Annotated in this window: 22 protein-coding genes; 9 read left to right on the forward strand and 13 right to left on the reverse strand. The window is 33.2% G+C overall.

The genetic code is table 11. The features are described 5' to 3' along the window. The first annotated feature begins 314 nt into the window (after nucleotides 1-314). Nucleotides 315-836, forward strand: coding sequence for a hypothetical protein (locus tag VRU49_RS02720; RefSeq protein ID WP_330145242.1), 522 nt, complete (start codon nucleotides 315-317; stop codon nucleotides 834-836). Nucleotides 837-877: 41 nt separating this feature from the next. Here the strand turns inward: VRU49_RS02720 and VRU49_RS02725 are convergent, their stop codons facing one another. Next, nucleotides 878-1,210, reverse strand: a complete 333-nt coding sequence (locus VRU49_RS02725; RefSeq protein ID WP_330145243.1) for a carboxypeptidase regulatory-like domain-containing protein — start codon at nucleotides 1,208-1,210, stop codon at nucleotides 878-880. 469 nt (nucleotides 1,211-1,679) lie between these two features. Between VRU49_RS02725 and VRU49_RS02730 the strand changes: the two genes are divergently transcribed. From VRU49_RS02730 to VRU49_RS02740, 3 genes are read left to right on the forward strand one after another with little or no spacing between them, the layout of a single operon-like run. Further along, nucleotides 1,680-1,925 (forward strand): hypothetical protein, encoded by a 246-nt coding sequence (locus VRU49_RS02730; protein WP_330145244.1) that lies wholly within the window; start codon nucleotides 1,680-1,682, stop codon nucleotides 1,923-1,925. Nucleotides 1,926-1,969: 44 nt separating this feature from the next. After that, the gene (gene pnuC, locus VRU49_RS02735; protein ID WP_330145245.1) at nucleotides 1,970-2,587 is read left to right on the forward strand and encodes a nicotinamide riboside transporter PnuC; all 618 of its coding nucleotides are present in this window, start codon (nucleotides 1,970-1,972) and stop codon (nucleotides 2,585-2,587) included. Continuing rightward, nucleotides 2,571-3,101 (forward strand): ATP-binding protein, encoded by a 531-nt coding sequence (locus VRU49_RS02740; RefSeq protein WP_330145246.1) that lies wholly within the window; start codon nucleotides 2,571-2,573, stop codon nucleotides 3,099-3,101. The genes pnuC and VRU49_RS02740 overlap by 17 nt, the downstream gene beginning before the upstream one ends. Nucleotides 3,102-3,181: 80 nt before the next feature. Here VRU49_RS02740 and VRU49_RS02745 read toward each other — a convergent pair whose 3' ends face one another. The 3 genes from VRU49_RS02745 to VRU49_RS02755 form a co-directional block, all read right to left on the reverse strand. Next, complete coding sequence (locus tag VRU49_RS02745; protein WP_330145247.1) at nucleotides 3,182-3,952, reverse strand: hypothetical protein; 771 nt, start codon at nucleotides 3,950-3,952, stop codon at nucleotides 3,182-3,184. Nucleotides 3,953-3,957: 5 nt separating this feature from the next. After that, entirely contained in the window at nucleotides 3,958-4,965 is a 1,008-nt protein-coding gene (locus VRU49_RS02750) for a hypothetical protein (RefSeq protein ID WP_330145248.1), read from the reverse strand. A gap of 414 nt (nucleotides 4,966-5,379) precedes the next feature. Beyond that, complete coding sequence (locus VRU49_RS02755; RefSeq protein WP_330145249.1) at nucleotides 5,380-5,526, reverse strand: hypothetical protein; 147 nt, start codon at nucleotides 5,524-5,526, stop codon at nucleotides 5,380-5,382. A 233-nt stretch (nucleotides 5,527-5,759) separates the two neighbouring features. Between VRU49_RS02755 and VRU49_RS02760 the strand changes: the two genes are divergently transcribed. Genes VRU49_RS02760 through VRU49_RS02770 form a run of 3 tightly spaced genes read left to right on the forward strand, consistent with a single transcriptional unit; the run spans nucleotide 5,760 to nucleotide 9,270 of the window. Next, complete coding sequence (locus tag VRU49_RS02760) at nucleotides 5,760-8,204, forward strand: TonB-dependent receptor (RefSeq protein ID WP_330145250.1); 2,445 nt, start codon at nucleotides 5,760-5,762, stop codon at nucleotides 8,202-8,204. Continuing rightward, nucleotides 8,204-8,827 (forward strand): thiamine phosphate synthase, encoded by a 624-nt coding sequence (locus tag VRU49_RS02765; protein ID WP_330145251.1) that lies wholly within the window; start codon nucleotides 8,204-8,206, stop codon nucleotides 8,825-8,827. Before VRU49_RS02760 ends, VRU49_RS02765 begins: the two co-directional genes overlap by 1 nt. 50 nt (nucleotides 8,828-8,877) lie before the next feature. After that, a complete protein-coding gene (locus tag VRU49_RS02770; RefSeq protein WP_330145252.1) occupies nucleotides 8,878-9,270 on the forward strand; it encodes a group III truncated hemoglobin in 393 nt (130 codons plus the stop codon). Nucleotides 9,271-9,273: 3 nt separating this feature from the next. Here the strand turns inward: VRU49_RS02770 and VRU49_RS11465 are convergent, their stop codons facing one another. The 9 genes from VRU49_RS11465 to rplM all read right to left on the reverse strand — a co-directional run bounded on the left by VRU49_RS11465 (nucleotide 9,274) and on the right by rplM (nucleotide 16,574). Then, complete coding sequence (locus VRU49_RS11465; protein ID WP_431311591.1) at nucleotides 9,274-9,486, reverse strand: PLDc N-terminal domain-containing protein; 213 nt, start codon at nucleotides 9,484-9,486, stop codon at nucleotides 9,274-9,276. 43 nt (nucleotides 9,487-9,529) lie between these two features. Continuing rightward, nucleotides 9,530-11,275: an ABC transporter ATP-binding protein gene (locus tag VRU49_RS02775; protein WP_330145253.1), complete on the reverse strand. Its 1,746-nt coding sequence runs from the start codon at nucleotides 11,273-11,275 to the stop codon at nucleotides 9,530-9,532. A gap of 88 nt (nucleotides 11,276-11,363) precedes the next feature. Then, on the reverse strand, nucleotides 11,364-11,927 hold the full coding sequence (frr, locus tag VRU49_RS02780; RefSeq protein ID WP_330145254.1) for a ribosome recycling factor: 564 nt from the start codon (nucleotides 11,925-11,927) through the stop codon (nucleotides 11,364-11,366). A 24-nt stretch (nucleotides 11,928-11,951) separates the two neighbouring features. Continuing rightward, on the reverse strand, nucleotides 11,952-12,659 hold the full coding sequence (gene pyrH / locus VRU49_RS02785) for a UMP kinase (RefSeq protein ID WP_330145255.1): 708 nt from the start codon (nucleotides 12,657-12,659) through the stop codon (nucleotides 11,952-11,954). Between the two features lie 102 nt (nucleotides 12,660-12,761). Further along, entirely contained in the window at nucleotides 12,762-13,862 is a 1,101-nt protein-coding gene (gene nagA / locus VRU49_RS02790) for an N-acetylglucosamine-6-phosphate deacetylase (protein WP_330145256.1), read from the reverse strand. Between the two features lie 90 nt (nucleotides 13,863-13,952). Further along, entirely contained in the window at nucleotides 13,953-14,792 is an 840-nt protein-coding gene (tsf, locus tag VRU49_RS02795; protein WP_330145257.1) for a translation elongation factor Ts, read from the reverse strand. 102 nt (nucleotides 14,793-14,894) lie between these two features. Then, complete coding sequence (gene rpsB, locus VRU49_RS02800) at nucleotides 14,895-15,722, reverse strand: 30S ribosomal protein S2 (protein ID WP_330145258.1); 828 nt, start codon at nucleotides 15,720-15,722, stop codon at nucleotides 14,895-14,897. A gap of 18 nt (nucleotides 15,723-15,740) precedes the next feature. Beyond that, a complete protein-coding gene (rpsI, locus tag VRU49_RS02805) occupies nucleotides 15,741-16,127 on the reverse strand; it encodes a 30S ribosomal protein S9 (RefSeq protein WP_330145259.1) in 387 nt (128 codons plus the stop codon). A 3-nt stretch (nucleotides 16,128-16,130) separates the two neighbouring features. Beyond that, on the reverse strand, nucleotides 16,131-16,574 hold the full coding sequence (rplM, locus tag VRU49_RS02810) for a 50S ribosomal protein L13 (protein ID WP_330145260.1): 444 nt from the start codon (nucleotides 16,572-16,574) through the stop codon (nucleotides 16,131-16,133). 257 nt (nucleotides 16,575-16,831) lie between these two features. Between rplM and VRU49_RS02815 the strand changes: the two genes are divergently transcribed. Together VRU49_RS02815 and VRU49_RS02820 are read left to right on the forward strand one after the other, a co-directional pair. After that, nucleotides 16,832-17,095, forward strand: coding sequence for a YtxH domain-containing protein (locus VRU49_RS02815; RefSeq protein ID WP_330145261.1), 264 nt, complete (start codon nucleotides 16,832-16,834; stop codon nucleotides 17,093-17,095). A gap of 9 nt (nucleotides 17,096-17,104) precedes the next feature. Then, a complete protein-coding gene (locus VRU49_RS02820; RefSeq protein ID WP_330145262.1) occupies nucleotides 17,105-18,502 on the forward strand; it encodes an MBL fold metallo-hydrolase in 1,398 nt (465 codons plus the stop codon). Nucleotides 18,503-18,523: the final 21 nt, after the last annotated feature.

The following is an 18,523-nucleotide window of genomic DNA, read 5'->3' on the forward strand; positions in this document are numbered from 1 at the left end:
TCATAAATATTTCTGCCAAATTTTGGTCGCTTAATATTGACTTTAATCAATGATTTTCAATTTTTTACAAATAAAGTCATAGTAGTGTAATTGAATCATTTTTTTAAACATTTTGGAACAGCACTTGTTATAAGAGTAATAGATTGATTCGGGCTGACTCACAAAGTTAGCCGCAATCTCGAAGTACCCTTCAAGGGTATTCTTCATAAATAGTTTGTTTGGTTTATTATCCAGAAGGGGTTGTTCCCTTCTGGATTTTTTTGTTATAATCAACATTTAATGAATATTTGCATAATTATTAAAAACATCATAAAATGAAAAAAATTCTTTTTTTAGGCCTCTTAATTCCAATATTCTTCTCAGCTTGCTCAACCGTTCAATCTATAATTAAGTCAAATTTACCTTATACCGCATCCATTACTGCACCAGCCACCCAGTCAGTAAACACGCCTTTTACTGCCACTAGCTTAGCCACAAGTTTCGATCAAATATTAGGCAATAAGAATGGTGCTCAATTGGTTAAAGACGTTAGAGTGGTTAGCGCTACCTTAACAGCAATTAACCCAGTTTCTCATAATTTAGGTGTTTTAAAATCTGTTAAATTATTTATTGGAAATGGTGATAACGAAATTTTAGTTGCTACTAGGAATGATATTGGCGCTAATATTGGAAGTCAATTGGTTTTAGATGTAGATAATTCTAAATTCATTGACACATATATTAAATCCAATTCTGTTAGAATTAGAATTGAATATACACTTAGCAAAGCTTTAGATGTTGATGTAAGCATGAGAGTAGCTATAGGATTAAACACTACTCCATTAACAAATCAATAAAAAAATGGGGGATTTAATTATCCCCCATTTTAAAATTTAATTTATCGTATTTTCTGTTGAGTGAGTTGAATTTCACCCACATCAGCCACAGTAGTATCTGTTACTACAACATTCTCAACAAATGCATCTTTATAAGGAGTTATAGCCTTTACCATTACTGTATAAGTTCCAGCCTTTAAATCTCCCAATACAAATGAACCTGAATTTATCGACGCTTTTATGGTATCTGTACCTTTAATTGCCATTACGCCTTGTGCCCCATCAGCTGGAGAAACAGAACCTTTTATTCCACCCTGTTTTACCGACGTAAATGCTAATAATCCAGCCATCAAACCAGCTGCAGTTAAAAATTTAATTCCTCTGTTTTTCATCATCTTACATTTTAAATATAACTTTAATTAATTAGTAAGCTTTCTCCATCCTCTTATGTTAAAATTTCTGACTTTCCATTTATTTATAACCCCAATTGAAACTAAGGTCTATTATCACAACAGCTAAAAAATAAAATAGTTTGCTGATTTTATAGGGTTTCGATGATGAAAACTAAACTATCAGGAATATTTAGTGTCTTAATTAAGCATCAATTCGTCCTGAGATTGGCATGGCGTACAAAAAAACATGAAGCCAATTGGTATCCTTTTATTTATCATATTCAACTCCATCTATGTGTTTTCGCAACAAGTTACGCTAGAATAGACTTGGATTGCAAAAGATTATACACGCATAAAATTTAAAGAACAAAATGGCGGCTACAACAAGCTTGCTCTTTACTATAAAGGAAAACTGAACAAGAATCAGTTAAAAGAGTTAATAGATATTTTGAAGAAATCTGAGATTGACAAATTGACTCTCAATCAGAAATATGTATATCATGGTACAACCACAACTTTAGATATTCAATACAACAACAAATCTAAGTATCTAAAGCAACAATACTACCCTCCTACGTTTTGGGAATTAACTAACTACCTCAGTCTACTTCCTAAAATAGTAAACTTAAAACCTAGCAAAGCTTTCGAAATTTTTCCACCAGATCCAGAAAGCTCAATTGAATCTGTATTAAAATCGTTCCCCGGGTTTCAACAATAATAATAGAAACCACCTCTATAAAATTCTTTTTCTACATTTGGGGAATGGATTTACTAGATGCCATTCAAAAAAGCTTAAGTCAATTTTTTTCATCCACATCAGTCTTAGAATGGCTTGGAGTGGTAACTGGATTACTATGTGTTTGGCTGGCCTCTAAAAACAATATTTTAAACTGGCCAATTGCTTGTATTAGTGTAATTATTTATATCTATATTTTTTTTCACGCTAAGTTATATGCTGACGCTGGATTACAAATCTATTTTCTAGGCATGAATATATATGGCTGGTATTTTTGGTCGCGCAGGAAGGAAAGTCAAACTGAGCAACCTATTACTGGCTTAAGACAGTTAGAATTAATCGTATCTATAATTGCCATCGCTTTATTTACCTGGCTATTAGGGACCTTGCTTTTTAAACATACCGATGCATCTTTTCCATTTTTAGACTCATTTCTTACCGCATCTAGCCTAATTGCTCAGGCTTGGTTGGCAAGAAGGATTTTATATAATTGGATAATCTGGATTATTGTAGACATCATCTACATATATGTTTACTTTAGCAAAGAATTGTATGCCACCGGGCTGATGTATGCACTTTATATTTTTATTGCATTCAGCGGTTATTTTAGTTGGCGAAAAATTTATCATGAACAAAAACGTTAAAAAAATTGCAGTTGTTGGTCCAGAAAGCACTGGTAAATCTACAATGTCTAAAATACTTGCCGAACACTTCAACACACTTTGGGTGCCAGAATATGCACGATATTACTGTGCCGCACTTACCGAGCCTTGTAACTTACAAGATGAAGTAAATATGTTTCACGGACAAGTAGCTTTAGAAGAGTCTATTTTATCGGTAGCAACTCAACCTTTTATAATTTGTGATACCACTTTTCTTACGGTTAAAATATGGAGTGACGAGATGTTTGGATATACGCCAAAAGTAGTATTAGATGCGCTCCCAAAATACACCTACGATTTGTATTTGCTCATGGATATAGATTTGCCTTGGGAAGAAGATCCATTACGTGATTTTCCACACCAAAGGGATTACTTTATGGATATTTGGCATAAAGAGTTAAAAGCCTTAAATGCAAATTATGTGGTAGTTGGCGGATTGGGAGAAACTAGAGTAGCCAATGCTATAAAAGCAGTTGAAGAGTTTTTGAAATCGTGAAATATTTGAGAAGAACGTTAAAAGAGTGGGGTAGATATTTTTGATTGATCACCTACTTATACATGCCTAATAAATATATTTTACATCTTATTAGCTGCAACGTCCATTTCAAATCGCTTAAAGAGAGAAAGTATTTCATCTCTGTCAATTTTTTTTAAGGTTTTGGTCTCCATTGTTAAAACACGTCTAGGAATGGCTTTAAGAATTCCATTAATTTGCTTTTGTTGCGCTTGAAAAATTAATTCTACCTTGAAAATTTTATTTCTCTTATTTGTCGGTAAAAGGGAATCATCAAATTCAAAATCTTCTTTCCTCGGAATTTTAGAATAGTATAAAAACATTGAATCTGGCTCGGAAATATTGTGAGGTAACAATGATTTATAGACTTCTCGGATAACATTGGACTCTAATGGTTGAATTTCGATTAAACTGTCTATCCCTAAATCATGAAGCTTAAAATGTTTAAATGTCACACCCATACTAATTGAATCGACATTTAATCTTACTGATTTCTTTTCAACTGGAAAGTCATACATCAGTCCAAATTCTTCCCCTTTAGTAAAAACAAATTTTTTATGGCGAATTTCAGTTGAAATTGGACGCATAAAAATTGTATCTCCTTCTTGTTGTTGCTCATTAGATACAAAAAGATATGGGATCTTGTATAAAACCATATCCTTATATCTATATATTTCGGTACTATCGGTGAAATAGTTTACTTCTCCATTGATTAATAGAATGGGAATAGATTTTTTTACTTTTACTATTTCAACATCACTTTGCTTTATTTTGCAGGTGATTAAAAAACTGCAAATAATTGCTATTGGGATAATCAATGTTTTTGAACTCATATATTTTAATTTCGAGAATCCCAAACTTCACTATTTGAAACACCCGATGTATTTGATACAACCGGTCCCCTTTGAAACAATGCCTTACCGACGTGTTGCCAATAAAGTGTTGCGCCAGCTGCATACTTTCCTACGTGAAAATTGTTACTCACAATACTCATATCGGACGTAACCAATATACTGTATCCGTCTCTCAACATCGAAGAATGACCCAGACTTTGCCATTCCCATATTCCATTTACCTTTTTATGAAAACCTTCCTCAATTGAATGAAAGCTCTCGAATAAACTTTTCGCAAAAGTCCATTTATAAAGTACTCTTCTATTATTCGGGTAGTTTATTTGTTCCGTACTTGACAAGGTAATAGAGGCGCTAGAAGGCAAATGATCTGCTAAATTTTCTTCACTAATAATTGGAACACTTCCACTCCCCCCTCCTCCATTTAAATCTTGACAGATGGTTTCAGTACCCATATATGTTTCATCAAAAAACACTAGATTCCCAAATTCATCATGTTCCCATTCTTGCAGGTACCAATCAATCTCAAAACAATTCTCAGAGGGTGGCTTTATATAAGCAAAACGAAAATCTTTATTTGATTTTTTAATGGTTGAATTATCTTTATTTAAAACGATGTCAAACCTGACTATTGACACATTTGCTCCTGAACTTGCAATTATTTTCTCAAGTTGAAGACGGTGGTTAAAGATTTTTATTTCGGAAATTCCTAACCCATTTTTAGGCGCATCCTTTTCAACAAACGCAAAGTTGTACAAATCAGATGCACTTAAATTGACATCATTTTTCATGTTGAGAGTAAGCGTTTTGAATATATAATTATCGTTTTGAATATCAACAATTAATTTAACCTGACTATCTACTCCGACGGCTCTTATCAAATTTGATTCAATTGGAACAATCAAAGAAGAATTGCCATTAATATCTATTGTAGTCGCTAAATGCCACTTTGGGTTATATCTCAATGGCATAGTTTTTCCAGTCTGGGAAGTCATATTTAAGGTCTTAATAGAATTTAACGCCTCAAAATGTTTTTTACTTCAGTAACTAAAGTAGTTTTTGAAAGTTGTGCAGTGTTATCTTTTTTACAAGATAATGAGAAAATTAACGTAAATACAAGTAAAAGGTTAATTGTTTTTTCATTTCGCAACATTTTTCTTGAAATTTAATTTAATTAAATGATTGGCGCAATTTTTTTACATAAAACTTCAATTTCAGAAAACAGAAAAGCGTTTCTTATTATAAGTTTTTATCTTAAATTATAATTCTAATTAAATTAAAACAAACTAAAATTTTAAAAAATCACAGCTAAAAATAAAATAATTGAAGAGTTCATATGATTTATTACACGAAATCTTCATTTTAAAACTTCCTTTACTTACAAAATAGCCCAAAATAACGCCACCAATTTATTTGTCATTATTCTTAAGTTTAAAGATTCCTTCATCATTCGCATACTCTATCTTTTTTCTTTCATCTTTTCTCCCTACATTTACCCCATCATAAGGGGTGCCTTGTTTTATAAAAACATAAATAAAGGCTGAGAACATACCCATTTTGAGCAGTAAGAAGAAGACCGTAAAGTTAAGTAGTCCGAAATTCGGGAAGTCCGGAAGATAATCAGGACGGAGTTTCCATTAAACTGGAACCGAAAAGTTATACAGTCTCCACCTTCTACGCTCAAATGCACCTGATCCGGATAATGCCGGCGTAGGGATTGGAGTTATGGAGTTTAACTGGGCTGTAAGTGACCCTTTCTTGCAGTTGGTTTTACTAAAAATTAACAAAATTGAAAAAAATTATTTTTGCTGCTCTTGCAGCTTGCTTTTTGCCATGTCTGGCATTTGCACAGCTTAAAATTACAGGCACAGTTTCTGACAACAGTACGCTTTTACCATTACCCGATGTAACTATTCGCATTAAAGAAACCAACAAATTAAATGTTTCTGACAAAAATGGAATTTTTGAATTCAACAATTTAAAACCGGGAATTTACACACTAACCTTAAGCCATATTGGTTATAAGTTGAATACCCATGTTGTAGAAATAGAAGCTAACAAATCTATCCAAATTAAACTTATTCCAACATCCTTTATCGCTGAAGAGGTTTTAGTACAATCTACCAGAGTTGGAAAGCAAGGCGTCTCAACTTTCAAAAACATCTCTAAATCCGAAATTGAAAATCAAAATTTCGGACAAGATTTACCCTTTTTAATTCAAAATACCCCAGGCGTAGTGGTAACATCTGATGCTGGTGCCGGGGTGGGCTATACAGGCATTAGAATTAGAGGTAGCGATCCAACAAGGGTTAATGTAACGATAAATGGAATTCCATACAACGATAGTGAAAGTCAAGGTACTTTTTGGGTTAATATGCCCGATTTTGCTTCTTCTATTGATAATATTCAAATCCAGAGAGGTTTAGGCACATCCACAAATGGTGCAGGCTCTTTTGGCGGGAGTGTAAATATCTTAACTTCGTCTGTTAGCGACTTGCCATTTGTTTCAACAAATAATTCTATTGGTTCATTCGGTACTTTAAAAAACACGATTAAACTGGGCACAGGATTAATTGGGAATTTTAGTTTCGAAGGCAGACTGTCGAGAATTAAATCAGATGGCTTTATTGATAGAAGTAAGAGTGATTTACAATCCTACTTTGTATCTGGAGCATTTAAAACAGATAAAGAAGTTTTAAGAGTTAATGTTTTTGGAGGCAAGGAACAAACTTACCAAGCGTGGAATGGAATTCCAGAAGCCAAACTGAGAGGCAATTTGAATGATATAAACGATTATATAAATAGAAATGGTTTAAGTGGCAATGATGCATTAAATATCATTAACGCTAATCCGCGGACCTATAATAGTTTTTTATATGAAGATCAAAACGATAATTATTGGCAAAAACATTATCAAGCGTTATATGCTGTTCAGTTAAACGATAATTATAACTTAAACTTGGCCGCACATTATACAGATGGAAAAGGATATTTTGAAGAATTTAAAGAAAATCAAAAGTTAAGTAATTACGGCATTTCACCGGTTTTAATTGGCAATACAACAATAGAAAGATCAGATTTAGTTAGAAGAAGATGGCTTGATAATGATTTCTATGGGATAACTTATTCATTGAGTTTTAAGAATGATAAATTAAGCTGGACAATTGGAGGAGCTTATAATGAATACCTTGGAGATCATTTTGGCGAGGTTATTAAGTCTAATTTCGGAAATGTAATTAATTTGGATAATCATTACTACGATAATAGAGGAACAAAAAAAGACTTTAATGTATATGGTAAATTAAATTTCAATGTATCTGAAAAATTTAATCTTTTTGGCGATTTACAATATAGAAATATAAACTATCGGGTTGTTGGAACAGATAAAAACAGAAACCAACTTTTCGTAAAAGATGATTTAAATTTTTTCAATCCAAAATTTGGTTTAAATTATATTCTGAACTCAAATCAGCATTTATATACTTCGCTTAGTTTTGCGAAAAAAGAGCCAAATAGAGACGATTACATAAACTTTAGTAATGGATTTACACCACTTCCAGAAGGAATGGCCGACTTAGAAATAGGTTATAGAGCAAACACAAAAAATTTAGATTTTGGTATAAATGGTTACGGAATGTGGTATAAAGACCAATTAATTATTACAGGAAAAATTAATGAAGTAGGAGAGTATTTCCGACAAAATGTACCTAAAAGCTACAGAATTGGTTTAGAAGCTGATGTTGCTTACACCATAAATTCAAAGTTTAAAATTCTTGCCAATGCAGCTATCAGCCAGAATAAAATAAATACTTATATAGATTATAGTGATGATTATGATAATGGTGGTCAGGTAGAAGAAATTTACAAAAACACCAATATCTCGTTCTCTCCATCAACCATAATAGGGTCAGAATTAGTTTATATTCCATTGAAAAACCTTGCATTAAGTTTTCAATCCAAATATGTTGGTAAGCAATATTTAGATAATACTGAGCATGAAAGCAGAAGTTTGAACAGTCATTTTGTTAATCACCTTAGAATGGGGTATAGCTTTTCCATATTAGGGATTAAAAATATTCAATTGGGATTATTGATTAATAACTTATTCGACAAAAAATATGAAAGTAATGGTTATACTTTTGGCTATTATTATGGAGGTAAAAGAGTTACTGAAAACTTTTATTTCCCACAGGCTGGCCGACATTTTATAACCAATCTTAATATTAATTTTTAATGAAAAAATATATAGACAAATTTCATTTTATAACTAATAATAATCCAAAATTATCTTCCGTTTCGCAAGCTCAATTGGCTTGTGAAGCGGGTGGTAAGTGGATTCAATACCGAGAATTGAATAAACCTCAAGAAGAGGTTTTAAGGGAAATAAATGAGATTGCAGAAATATGTGATGAATGGGGCGCCACCTTAATCGTAACCGATCATATACATTTAGCTGGAAAGGCAGATATCCAAGGGTTTCACCTTGAAGATTTCAATGCAAATTTGAAGGAAATTAGAGAGATTATAGGTGAAAATTACACTTTAGGGATAAGTGCTAAAACACCAGACGAAGTATTAAAACATGCGCTAGCTGGGGCGGATTATATTGGATATGGCCCATTTTCAAATTCAACTACAAAGCCAAATAATTATACACATATAAGTTTAGCCGATTATAAATTCGCGAAAGAATTAATTCAAAAAAACAATTTAGAAACACCAATTATCGCTGTAGGCGGCATAAAATATAATGATGTAATTGCCCTAAAACATACAGGCATTTATGGAATTGCGGCATCAGCTGCAATAATTGATGTCCCTGATTTTTACGAAGCCTATCAAATGTTTTTACTGTAACCTTACATTTATTATTAGCTTATAATCATTTAATTACGAACTTTGATTATATGGTACAGAAAGATATTGAAAACTTAGAAGACATCAAATTTCTTGTTGACACTTTTTATTCTAAAGTTAGAGAAGATGTAACTATTGGCCCAATTTTTAAAGACGTGATTGGGAATAATTGGGAAAAACATTTAGATAAAATGTACCGCTTTTGGCAAACAATTTTATTAGATGAAATTGCCTACAGTGGAAGTCCATTTTTAGCTCATGCAAAACTTCCTATTCATAAAGAACATTTTGATATTTGGTTACAATTATGGAAAGACACTTTAACCGCTAATTTTACTGGGCAAAAAACCACAGACGCTTTATGGAGAGCAGAACGAATGGCAGAAATGTTCCAATATAAATTAGATTATATGAGGAATAATAATACCACTCCTTTAATTTAAACTCTACTTTTTAAACTTCTTTCTTAAGAAAAGGTAAACCAAACTCCCCAGAAAAGGAGCAAGAATAACTATTATTAGAAATAATAATTTTGTGTTTTGATCTTTAAATTGACTTTTAAAAATATCTAAAATACAATATAAAGTTAGCGCAAGTGGTATAAAAGCAATGGCTAATACCAAAACTATTTCGGCACCGCCCAAATTAATAAGCATCATGGTTTCAATATAGTTAAAATTATTAAACTACTATTACACTATTTTAACGTTCTCCTATTTGTTGTCTCCACATAGCATAATACAATCCATTTTTACCAATTAATTCTTCATGGGTCCCTGTCTCAATAATTTGTCCCTTCTCTAGGACAAAAATTCGGTCGGCATGCTTTATTGTAGATAATCTATGGGCAATTAGTATAGTAATTTGATCTTTTATATCACTAACCTCCTTAATTGTAGATGTAATCTCATCCTCAGTTATTGAGTCTAAAGAAGAAGTTGCTTCATCAAACACTAAAATATCTGGTCTTCTTAATAATGCTCTGGCAATTGATAATCGCTGTTTTTCACCGCCAGATACTTTTACCCCACCTTCGCCAATTATAGTATCTAAACCTTTCTCTGCGCGGGCTAATAAATTCTGACAAGCTGCTTGGTGTAAAACCTTTAAACAATCTTCGTCGCTAGCATTAGGTTGAACAAACAATAAATTTTCACGGATGGTTCCAGAAAACAACTGAGTATCTTGAGTAACAAAGCCAATTTTTTCACGCAATACATCTAAGTCTATCTCTTCTCTAGAAACACCATTGTACAAAATCTCGCCTACCTTGGGTTTATATAATCCAACCAAAAGCTTTACAAGTGTTGTCTTACCGCTTCCTGAAGGCCCTACAAAGGCAATCGTTTCGCCTTGATTAGCGCCAAAACTTACATCTTCTAATGCGTTATTATTTGCCGATAAATGTTTAAATCCAACATGATTAAAATTTAAGTTGGTTATTTTATCTAAAGAAATTGGATTTAAAGGTTTTGGATCTTTTGGTGTTGATAATATTTTCTGAAAATTATTTAATGAAATCTCTGTTTCGCGATATACATTAATAATATTTCCAAGCTCCTGAAGTGGCCCAAAAATAAAAAATGAATAAATAAACAAAGAGAAAAACTCTCCTACAGTTATCTTATCCACAAAAATGAGATACATCATTAAGAACAATAATCCATTTCTTAAAAAATTAACGAAAGTACCTTGAATAAAACTTAAGCTTCTAATATATTTTATCTTCCTAAGTTCCAACCCCAATATTTTTTGGGTAGTATTTCCTAATCTCTCTATTTCTTGCTTTGCTAAACCTAAACTCTTTACCAGCTCAATATTTCTTAAAGATTCTGTGGTAGAACCTGCCAATGCCGTAGTTTCGGCTACTATTGTTTTTTGAATTTTTTTAATTCTTTTACTTAATACTGAACTTAAAAAGCCCAATAATGGAACCGCCGAAAAATAGACTACAGCAATAACCCAATAAACCGATATAGCATAAACCGTAACAAAAACTATCCCCACCAAGCTGGTAAACAATACATTGATCATCATTTGAACTAATCGTTCAACATCAGTCCTAACTTTTTGTAGAACACCTAGCGTTTCACCACTTCGCTGATCTTCAAAAACCTGATAAGGCAGCTCCAATGAATGAGCCAATCCATCGCTATAAATTTTTGCACCCAAACGTTGGGTAATAACATTAACATAATAGTCTTGGAAATTCTTAGCTATTCTAGAAACCATCGCTGCCCCCATCGCTAATAATATTAATGTCCCTCCTCCTTTTATAAATTCTGAAGTAGTGAAAGCGTGGTTGCCAATATTGGTGATATATTTATCTATTATTAATCTAAAAACATAAGGATCTAGAAAAGAGAAAATTTGATTTACAGCAGCCAGCAATAATGCCAATGCAATTAAACCTTTATAATTCTTCAAATAACGAAGCAGAATTTTCATAATAATTATGGAAAATGTAAAAATAAAAAAAAGGGAATGAAATCAAGTCACTCCCTTTAACATCTGAATGTCAGTAAATTAAAATTTACTATACTGTCATAATATCTTTTTCCTTAGCTTCAGCCAATTTATCTACTTTAATAATAAAGCTATCGGTAATTTTCTGAACTTCAGCTTCACCCGTTTTAATTTCATCGTCTGACACACTTTCTGCTTTTAATTTTTTAATGCGTTCGTTTGCATCCTTACGTATATTTCTTACTGTAATTTTTCCTCTTTCAGCTTCTTCTTTAACTTTTTTCACTAAATCTCTTCTACGTTCTTCTGTTAAAGGAGGAACAACCAAACGGATTACAACACCATCATTTTGTGGATTTAGGCCAATATTAGCTTCCTGAATTGCTCTTTCAATTGGTACTAATAATTGCTTTTCCCAAGGCTGAATAAGAATAGTTCTAGCATCTGGTGTAGTAATTCCAGCCACTTGAGCTAATGGCGTTGGGTTACCATAATATTCTACCATAATGCCGTCTAACATTCCTGCAGAAGCTTTCCCTGCACGAATTTTAGTTAATTCAGATTCGCAATGTATAATTGCTTTATTCATCGATGCCTGAGCATCCTCAAGCTGTAATTTAATTAAATCGTTCATTTGATGATATTTTCAATCTTATAATTATCCTCTAACAAGGGTGCCTATTTTCTCACCTGAGGCAAGTTTCATAAAGTTTCCCTGCTTATTCATATCAAATACAATAATTGGAAGTTTATTTTCTTCACATAATGTAAATGCCGTCATATCCATTACATTTAAGTTTTTAGCGAAAACTTCTCTAAATGTAATTTCATCAAAACGTACTGCAGAAGCATCTTTTTCAGGATCTGCCGTATAAATTCCATCCACTCTTGTGCCTTTCATTACAGCATCGGCTTTAATTTCAATTGCTCTTAAAGCAGCTGCAGAATCTGTAGTAAAATATGGATTTCCTGTTCCTGCACCAAATATAACTACTCTTCCTTTTTCTAAGTGTCTCATGGCTCTTCTACGAATAAATGGCTCACAAATTTGTTCCATTTTTATCGCTGTCATCAATCTGGTTTTTACACCTACTTTTTCCAAAGCATCTTGTAAGGCCATACTGTTAATTACGGTCGCTAACATCCCCATGTAATCGGCTTGTGCTCTATCCATCCCCGACTTTTCAGCACTTAAGCCTCTGAAAATATTTCCGCCACCAATTACAATTGCAATCTCAATTCCTTTAGCTACTACATCTCTAATATCTTCAGCGTATTGACGAACCCTTTCGTTATCTATACCGTATTGTTTATCGCCCATTAAGGACTCTCCGCTTAATTTTAATAGGATGCGTTTATAATTCATTTGATATTTTTATTGAGAAATAGTGAACAAAGCCTAAACTTTATAATAATTCTTCAAAATTATCATTTTTTTTTAGTTGATACGAATGCTAAGTATCAATACTTAATAAAATACTCGATTTAGAGTTAAATTAGCATTTAATAATATCATATTTGCACCTTTTCCTGGAAGTATTGTTCCAAAGCGTACTTGTTCACCGATTAATTGTGCAGGAATTTTAGATGCCATCTTTAATGCCAGACCCAAATCTATTGAACATTTCTCGACACAGTTTTTTACAGCATCTAATAATTGGATGTTTGCTCCAGAAAGAGTGCCATCTTGAGTTACAAACTTATCGCCTACCAAGGTATGTTGGTACGGACCAATTGTACATGCCGAAACTGTATCTGTAATTAAAAATAATCTTTCTTTTAATAAAGCTGAAGCAAACTTTATCACTTCGAAATCAACATGATTTCCGTCTGCAATTATACTTCCCAGCGCCTTTTTATGAGAAAATAAGGCGGTAGGAATACCTGGATCACGATGGTGAATTGGCGACATCGCATTAAATAGATGAGTGGTAGTTTGTACACCCAAATTATAAGCTTGAGTTGCTTCATTAAAATTGGCATTACTATGTCCCAATGAAAGAATCACATTACTATCTAATAGGTATTGAATAACCGCTTCATCTTGCACCTCTGCGGCAATAGTCATCATACGCACTGTTCCATCGGCAAAATCTAAAAGGGCTTTTATTTCATCTAAAGTTGCTTTACGAATATACTTTTCTGCATGTGCCCCTCGTTTTAATGGGTTTAAAAATGGGCCTTCTAAATGTAAACCCAAGAAACCATTAGCTGTCTTTCTAAATTCCTTGGCTGCTTTAATACAATCATAAATCACCACATCAGAATTAGTTGCCACACAGGCTAAAAATGAAGCTGTACCATGACTTTTTAAATGCGACTCCATTTGTTGGAGTGTTTCGGAAGTTGGGTAGGCAGAAAATAAATTACCGCCACTTCCATAAACTTGTAATTCAGTAAAAGCTGGAACTAATAGTTTTCCATCAGCATCAATAAAATCCACATTAGTAGGCAAAACATCTACAAAATCAACCTCACCATTTTCATTTACAACAACTATCTTGTCATAAATCCAGTTAAATCCGTCGAAAATTTTTGCATTTAAAATTGCCAGTGGTGTATTTCTCATACCCACAAAATTAGGAATATACTTTATATAGAAACAAAAAAGCTCCTTCGAATAATTTCGAAGGAGCTTTTAAATATTAAATTAATTAGACTAAGCGCCCAATTGAATTCTTTTGAATGCAGTTACAGTTAAACCTTTAGAAGTTTCGTCTAAGAATTTACGAACATCTTTAGAAGAATCTTTTACGAATTCTTGGTTTAATAAAGTACTGTCTTTATAGAACTTATTTAATTTTCCAGCAGCGATTTTTTCAACCATTTCTTCTGGTTTACCTTCTGCGCGGATTTGTTCTTTAGCAATTTCCATTTCGCGTTCGATAGTATTAGTATCTACATCGCCTTTATCAAGCGCAACTGGGTTCATTGCAGCAATTTGCATAGCTACATCTTTACCAGCTTCTTCAACACCAGCACCAGCTTGGTTTAAAGCAACTAATACACCTAAACGATAGTTACCATGGATATAAGCAACAACTTGCTCACCAGTAACGGTTTCTAATTTAGAAATACCGATTTTTTCACCGATTTTACCTGTATTTTCAACAATAATTTCAGAAACTTTTTGGCCATCTAAATCAGCGTTTAATAACGCTTCTAAATCAGCTGGATTAGAATCAATTGCTAAATCAGCGAATTTATTTGCTAATGCAACGAAATCAGCATTTTTAGCTACGAAATCTGTTTCGCAGTTAAGTTCAATAATTACACCGCGTTTACCATCAGCTGTAGCTTTAGCGATAATAACACCTTCATTGCTGTCGCGATCTTGACGACTTGCAGCAACTTTAGCACCTTTTTTACGTAGATAATCTACTGCTGCTTCAAAATCTCCATTAGCTTCAATTAAAGCTTTTTTGCAATCCATCATTCCTGCTCCAGTTTGCTGACGTAATTTATTTACATCGGCAGCTGTAATTTGTACTGTAGACATGATATTGTATGTTTTTTTTAGTTTTAAAATAATAATGGGTCAGAATGTACATTCAAGAAAAAAATCTTGTGCGTTACATTTCAGACCCATTACAAAAATTATTTAAGCTTCTTCAGAAGAACCTTCACCAGCTACAGGAGCAGATTTTCTGCTTCTTTTAGCACCTGGTTCTTTAACTTCTGGTTCATCAGCAGCTACTTTAGCAGCTACTGCTTCTTTTTCAGCTTCTTCATCTTTTTCACGTTTACGTTCTTCAAGACCTTCTTCGATAGCCTTTACAATTACGTCAGTGATTAAAGAAATTGATTTTGTAGCATCATCATTTGCTGGAATTGGGAAATCAATATTCGAAGGATCCGAATTTGTATCTACCATTGCAAATGTTGGGATATTTAATTTCAATGCTTCAGCTACTGCAATATGCTCTTTCTTAACATCAATTAAGAAAATAGCAGCAGGTAAACGATTTAAATCTGCAATACCCCCTAAAAGGCTTTCTAATTTAATACGCTCACGTTGAATCATTAAGCGCTCTTTTTTAGAAAGAATTGCATAAGTACCGTCTTTAGTCATACGATCGATGTTTGACATCTTTTTGATCGATTTACGAACTGTAGCAAAGTTAGTTAACATACCACCTAACCAACGTTCAGTTACGAAAGGCATATTTACTTTTTTTGCTTGCTCAGCAACGATTTCTTTTGCTTGTTTTTTAGTCGCAACAAAAAGAATTTTACGACCAGATTTAACGATTGATTTTATCGCTGAAGCAGCCTCTTCTGTTTTTGTTAACGTCTTGTTAAGATCGATAATGTGGATTCCATTACGCTCCATGAAAATGTAAGGAGCCATTTTTGGATTCCATTTACGGGTAAGGTGACCAAAGTGTACACCTGCATCCAATAGGTCTTGATATGTTGTTCTTGCCATTGTTTTTGTCTCCTTAGATTAACGTTTACTGAATTGGAATTTCTTACGAGCTTTCTTACGTCCTGGTTTCTTACGCTCAACCATACGCATATCACGAGTCATTAACCCTTTAGCACGTAATGCTGGTTTCTTTTCAGAGTCTAATTCAACAATTGCTTTTGCAATAGCTAAACGAACAGCCTCAGCTTGTCCTTTAATACCTCCACCTGCAACATTAACTTGAACATCATATTTTCCAACCATCTCAGAAACCTCTAATGATTGATTAACAATGTATTGTAATGGAAGTGTTGGGAAATATTCTTTATGATCTTTACCGTTTACGGTAATTACGCCATCACCATCTTTTAAATAGATACGAGCAACAGCTGTTTTTCTTCTACCCGAAGTGTTTGTAACTGACATTTCTTAAAGTTTAATGGTTTTTGGAGTTTGTGCCTCATGCGGATGATTCTCACCTGCATATACAAATAAATTTTTGTACAACTTTGCACCCAATTTTGTTTTTGGTAACATACCGCGAACGGCTTTCTCAATCACACGCTCAGGATGTTTCGCCATTAATTCCTTTGGAGAAATGAAACGCTGACCACCTGGATATCCAGTATATGAAACATATTCCTTCTCAGAAAATTTGTTCCCAGTCAGTCTAACCTTGTCTGCATTAATAACAATCACGTTATCTCCGCAGTCTACGTGTGGGGTATACTCTGGCTTGTTCTTACCTCTAATAATCATTGCGATTTTAGATGACAAGCGCCCCAAAATCTCTCCTTGCGCATCAACAACAACCCACTGCTTGTTGACGGTTTTTGCATTGGCAGAGACAGTTTTAAAACTTAACGTATTCACTTGCTTTTATTTAATTATAAAAAATTTGTTCTTTTTCCCGAATCTTTCGGGGATGCAAAGTTAAATAGAATTCTTTTATTATCAAAGCGTTGATTCAAAAAAATCTATTAATTCCTAACTAATCTCCCTCCCACACCAAGGGCTATCCAAAATACCCCCTTTTTTCTATGCTTTTATTCGTCCTTTTCTATTTCTTAATTCAAATTTTCATAAACCTTTTTCACCCTAGTTTGTTGATTTTAAAAACATTAAGAATCATGACAAATCAAGGTAAAATTTTAACAAGTCTATTTGCAGGAGCTGCTGTAGGCGCTGTAATAGCATTAATTATGTGCTCAGATAAAGAGAATGAAATAAAAAACAAAATCTCAGATTGGGCTTCAGATGTGGTAAATCATACTAAAGATTTCATTTCTAAAACTAAATCGAAAGCTTCAGACACAAGCAATTTGGTGGAGAAAAAGGTGTCCGCAGCAAGTAATACGATTCAGAATAAAGTAAATGAATTAAAAAATGTGTAACTTAATTGGATGCAATTAAGTTTTCACGGCGCTGCCCAAACTGTTACCGGCAGCAAACATTTAATAACCTTGGAAAATGGCACTAATATTTTATTAGATTGTGGCCTTTTCCAAGGGTTAGGTAGCCAAACAGAAGAACTAAATCAAGATTTTGGTTTCAACCCCTCTTCTATTAGTTATGTAATTTTATCGCACGCGCACATAGATCATTGCGGCTTATTACCCAAGCTGGTAGCTGAAGGTTTTAATGGTCCCATTTTTTCTACCGCTCCAACTATGGATTTAGCCAGAATTCTTTTATTAGACTCTGCAAAAATTCAAGAACAAGATGCCGAATATTTAAACAGGCATTTAGAAGCGCATGAAGATTTACATTATCCGCTCTATACCGAAAACGACGTAATAAATACCATCAATAAGTTTAAGATAATTGAATACAATGAAGTTTTCCATATCAACGAGGATATTTCATTTGTTTTTACTGATGCCGGACATATTTTAGGCAGTGCCGCAATTCACTTAAGTATTATTGAAAATGGAAAGGAAACAAAAATTAGTTTTAGTGGTGATGTAGGCCGATATGGAGATTTATTGCTCAAAAATCCACAAGTTTTTAATCAGTCAGATTATATAATTCTGGAATCTACGTATGGAGATAAACTTCATAAAGATACAGCTCCAGTAGAAGACAGTTTGTATGAGTTAATAAGAGAAACTTGTGTTATTAATAAAGGAAAGTTAATTATTCCTGCTTTTAGTGTCGGAAGAACGCAAGAATTATTGTTTGCATTAAATAGTTTGGAACTAAAAAATAAGCTTCCAGATCTAAATTATTATGTCGATAGTCCTTTATCAGCTAAAGCTACTGCAATTTTAAAAAACCACCCTGATGTTTATAACAATGGCGTTAAGGGGATAATGAGGATAGATGAAGATATTTTTAATTTCAAAGGATTAAGGTTTATTGAAAATGTAGAAGAGTCAAAGGCTTTAAATAATGAAGCCAGACCTTGTGTTATTATTTCTTCTTCCGGAATGGCCGATAGTGGCAGAGTAAAGCATCATATAAAAAACACAATTACAAATAAAAAAAACACAATTCTTATTGTTGGATATGCCGAACCGCGCTCTTTAGCGGGCAGATTAGTGTCTGGCGCTAAAGAAGTTCAAATTTTTAAAAACACCTATTTTGTGCAGGCAAACATTCAATCGCTACATTCTATGAGTGCCCACGGAGATTGTGACGATTTGCTGCAGTTTTTAACTAATCAAGATCCAAAATTGGTAAAAAAAATATTTTTGGTACACGGAGTGCCAGATGTTCAAAATGCTTTCGCGAACAATTTAGAGGAGAAAGGTTTTAAAGATGTAATTATTCCAAGTTTAGGCGAAAGTTTCACTTTATAAAAGTCAATATCGTTAATTTTG

The sequence above is a fragment of the Pedobacter flavus genome (genome assembly GCF_036324285.1).
In the GTDB taxonomy this organism is placed as follows: domain Bacteria; phylum Bacteroidota; class Bacteroidia; order Sphingobacteriales; family Sphingobacteriaceae; genus Pedobacter; species Pedobacter flavus.

What these genes read in the sequence shown, in the direction of transcription:
- VRU49_RS02720 (WP_330145242.1), top strand. Translation starts at nt 315, where the DNA reads ATGAAAAAAATTCTTTTTTTAGGCCTCTTAATTCCAATATTCTTCTCA.
- VRU49_RS02725 (WP_330145243.1), bottom strand. Translation starts at nt 1,210, where the DNA reads ATGATGAAAAACAGAGGAATTAAATTTTTAACTGCAGCTGGTTTGATG.
- pnuC (WP_330145245.1), top strand. Translation starts at nt 1,970, where the DNA reads ATGGATTTACTAGATGCCATTCAAAAAAGCTTAAGTCAATTTTTTTCA.
- VRU49_RS02740 (WP_330145246.1), top strand. Translation starts at nt 2,571, where the DNA reads ATGAACAAAAACGTTAAAAAAATTGCAGTTGTTGGTCCAGAAAGCACT.
- VRU49_RS02745 (WP_330145247.1), bottom strand. Translation starts at nt 3,952, where the DNA reads ATGAGTTCAAAAACATTGATTATCCCAATAGCAATTATTTGCAGTTTT.
- VRU49_RS02750 (WP_330145248.1), bottom strand. Translation starts at nt 4,965, where the DNA reads ATGACTTCCCAGACTGGAAAAACTATGCCATTGAGATATAACCCAAAG.
- VRU49_RS02755 (WP_330145249.1), bottom strand. Translation starts at nt 5,526, where the DNA reads ATGGGTATGTTCTCAGCCTTTATTTATGTTTTTATAAAACAAGGCACC.
- VRU49_RS02765 (WP_330145251.1), top strand. Translation starts at nt 8,204, where the DNA reads ATGAAAAAATATATAGACAAATTTCATTTTATAACTAATAATAATCCA.
- VRU49_RS02770 (WP_330145252.1), top strand. Translation starts at nt 8,878, where the DNA reads ATGGTACAGAAAGATATTGAAAACTTAGAAGACATCAAATTTCTTGTT.
- VRU49_RS11465 (WP_431311591.1), bottom strand. Translation starts at nt 9,486, where the DNA reads ATGATGCTTATTAATTTGGGCGGTGCCGAAATAGTTTTGGTATTAGCC.
- VRU49_RS02775 (WP_330145253.1), bottom strand. Translation starts at nt 11,275, where the DNA reads ATGAAAATTCTGCTTCGTTATTTGAAGAATTATAAAGGTTTAATTGCA.
- frr (WP_330145254.1), bottom strand. Translation starts at nt 11,927, where the DNA reads ATGAACGATTTAATTAAATTACAGCTTGAGGATGCTCAGGCATCGATG.
- pyrH (WP_330145255.1), bottom strand. Translation starts at nt 12,659, where the DNA reads ATGAATTATAAACGCATCCTATTAAAATTAAGCGGAGAGTCCTTAATG.
- nagA (WP_330145256.1), bottom strand. Translation starts at nt 13,862, where the DNA reads ATGAGAAATACACCACTGGCAATTTTAAATGCAAAAATTTTCGACGGA.
- tsf (WP_330145257.1), bottom strand. Translation starts at nt 14,792, where the DNA reads ATGTCTACAGTACAAATTACAGCTGCCGATGTAAATAAATTACGTCAG.
- rpsB (WP_330145258.1), bottom strand. Translation starts at nt 15,722, where the DNA reads ATGGCAAGAACAACATATCAAGACCTATTGGATGCAGGTGTACACTTT.
- rpsI (WP_330145259.1), bottom strand. Translation starts at nt 16,127, where the DNA reads ATGTCAGTTACAAACACTTCGGGTAGAAGAAAAACAGCTGTTGCTCGT.
- VRU49_RS02815 (WP_330145261.1), top strand. Translation starts at nt 16,832, where the DNA reads ATGACAAATCAAGGTAAAATTTTAACAAGTCTATTTGCAGGAGCTGCT.
- VRU49_RS02820 (WP_330145262.1), top strand. Translation starts at nt 17,105, where the DNA reads ATGCAATTAAGTTTTCACGGCGCTGCCCAAACTGTTACCGGCAGCAAA.